This window comes from Bacteroides sp. ET225, from assembly GCF_024733745.1.
Classification (GTDB): domain Bacteria; phylum Bacteroidota; class Bacteroidia; order Bacteroidales; family Bacteroidaceae; genus Phocaeicola; species Phocaeicola excrementipullorum.
Genome location: NZ_JANRHN010000073.1, coordinates 1 through 2,287, shown reverse-complemented (window position 1 = coordinate 2,287; position 2,287 = coordinate 1). Strand labels below are relative to the sequence as shown.

1 protein-coding gene is annotated in these 2,287 nt (G+C 44.3%); it reads right to left on the bottom strand.

Going from position 1 to position 2,287, the window contains the following annotated elements:
* Window positions 1-101: 101 nt before the first annotated feature.
* On the bottom strand, window positions 102-1,607 hold the full coding sequence (locus NW212_RS15115) for a TrkH family potassium uptake protein (protein WP_258339440.1): 1,506 nt from the start codon (window positions 1,605-1,607) through the stop codon (window positions 102-104).
* Window positions 1,608-2,287 lie beyond the last annotated feature (680 nt).

The following is a 2,287-nucleotide window of genomic DNA, read 5'->3' as shown; positions in this document are numbered from 1 at the left end:
TATTTACGGGGGAATACCTAAAGATACAAAAAAGCCAACTAACTCGCAATGAATTAGTTGGCTAATTTTATACTATTTCTTGAATATCCCTTTTTACGTGTTCATCTCTTTTCCCAGAAACTCGGAGAAAACATCAGCAGAATGCCGAACAGTTCCAGACGTCCTATCAGCATAAGGAAAGACGACAGCCATTTTCCTGCTTCCGGCAACGCATTCCATGAATAGGCGGGTCCAAACGCTCCCATCGCCAGTCCGGCATTTCCTATACTCGACACAGTAATGCTCAAAGCCTCCATCGTACCGAGTCCTATAAACATATAAACCAGCCACCCGACAAAGATGCAGGCAAGATACAGCAGAATAAATGTGCTCACCATCGATATGGTGGACTGAGAAACAGCCATACGGTTCACTTTGATCGGCAGCACGGCACGCGGGTGCATCATACGGCGGAATTCATTCTTGATATTCCGGGCCACGATAAGCAGACGCATGATTTTAACCCCGCCGCTGGTAGATCCGGTGCAGCCTCCGGCAAACATACAATACATCAGCAGCACCCACGTAAACGGAGCCCATTTCATATAGTCGTCCGTACCGAATCCGCTTGACGTATGAAGCGTAGCAACCTGAAAAAGCGACTTGCGGAAAGCTTCTTCAACCCCATAGCCGTTCTGCAAGACCAGCGAAACAGCGATAAGCAGCGTAACTATAAGGATAGATCCTAAAAACCATTTCGTTTCATCATCGCGGAACAACTGGCCGAAACGCCCTTTCATGCACATGAAATACAATGAAAAGTTCATCGCCGACAAGATCATGAATATGGCAATGATATACTCGATGAACGGAGAGTTCCAATAGGCTACACTCGCCTGTTTTGTGGAGAATCCTCCCGTAGCAGTCGTTCCGAAAGCATGGCAGACGGCATCAAACCATCCCATCCCCCCAATCACAAGCAGAACGGTTTCTACAATGGTCAGAATGGAATACACTGTCCAAAGCCATTTGGCCATCACACTGATCTTCGGATGGATCTTGTCGTGCGTCACGCCCGTAGCCTCAGCCTTGAACAACACCTGGTTGCCCACTCCGAAAATCGGCAATACGACAATCGTGAAGAAAACGATTCCCAGCCCTCCGATCCAATGCGTGAAACTGCGCCAGAAAAGCATTCCATGAGAAAGCGATTCAATATTGTCGAGCACCGTAGCTCCTGTTGTCGTGAATCCGGACATCGTTTCAAAAAAGGCATCGACAACAGAAGGAATGCTCCCGCTGATATAAAAGGGAAGCATGCCGAAGGCAGTGAAAAGCAGCCACGTAAAAGCAACTACACAATAGCCGTCCCTGCGAGTTACAATATTCTTCGCATTCCGCCCCCCTAGAATCAGCAGCCCTCCTACTCCCGCATTCAACAATGCTGAATAAACAAAATATATATAGTCCGCCTCCTGATAGTACAGGGAAACTCCCATGCACACCAGAAAAAGCATCGCTTCCATAGTAAGCAGAATGCCTAGAATCCGGAAAATCATTTTTCTGTTAAGCAGGCTGTTCTCCCGCTCTCCGGATATTTGCACCGTTGTCAATAAGAAATCTTCCATAAATCTTCATTCTGAAAAACGGTGGCAAAATAAGACAAATATTTCGGTTATTGCAAGAAAAGAACACCAGATATTATAATCCTCAATGCCACTATGCGCAATTTGGCACAAACGTATAACCGGTATCGAAACAGGCTCTTGCTTTTAATTTGTAAGCCACGCTGTGAATCCTTTCCCTTTTCCACCTTAATTCATCACAACAGACAGCGGTGAGAAAGTATCGTTCTCAAAAAAGTTTCAATCTATAAGAGAGCCAAATTCTACCTAAAAATAGCTTCATTCTAAGTTATGGCATCAAAATATCCCAAATTTACCTGCCTATTTTTTTGTATATTCGTAAAAAAAGCATAACTTTGTAAACATGCTGAAGCAACCGTTAGTGCAAAACGGCATGCGGGAAGCGGCAAGAAAGAATAAGATTGTCATGAAATAGTATGATTTGTAAAAAAGACTCGACTCCATGTACCAGCAATTGTCAATGGGCGAATGCGAGTCTTTATTGCCAAAACAACTTAAATCTCTTCTATAAAAACAAATCACAGAATGGCGGTCGGCAAGAGAGCCTGCACCGCCATTTTCATTTGCCAAACGCATCCGTCTGCAAATTCCCGGCAGATTCTTGCGGCTTTCATGAAAATATATACCTTCGCATATAAACAACTGAATCATGAATAAAAACA

Excerpts from the sequence above, each read along its gene's own strand:
- NW212_RS15115 (WP_258339440.1), bottom strand. The coding sequence starts at position 1,607 with ATGGAAGATTTCTTATTGACAACGGTGCAAATATCCGGAGAGCGGGAG.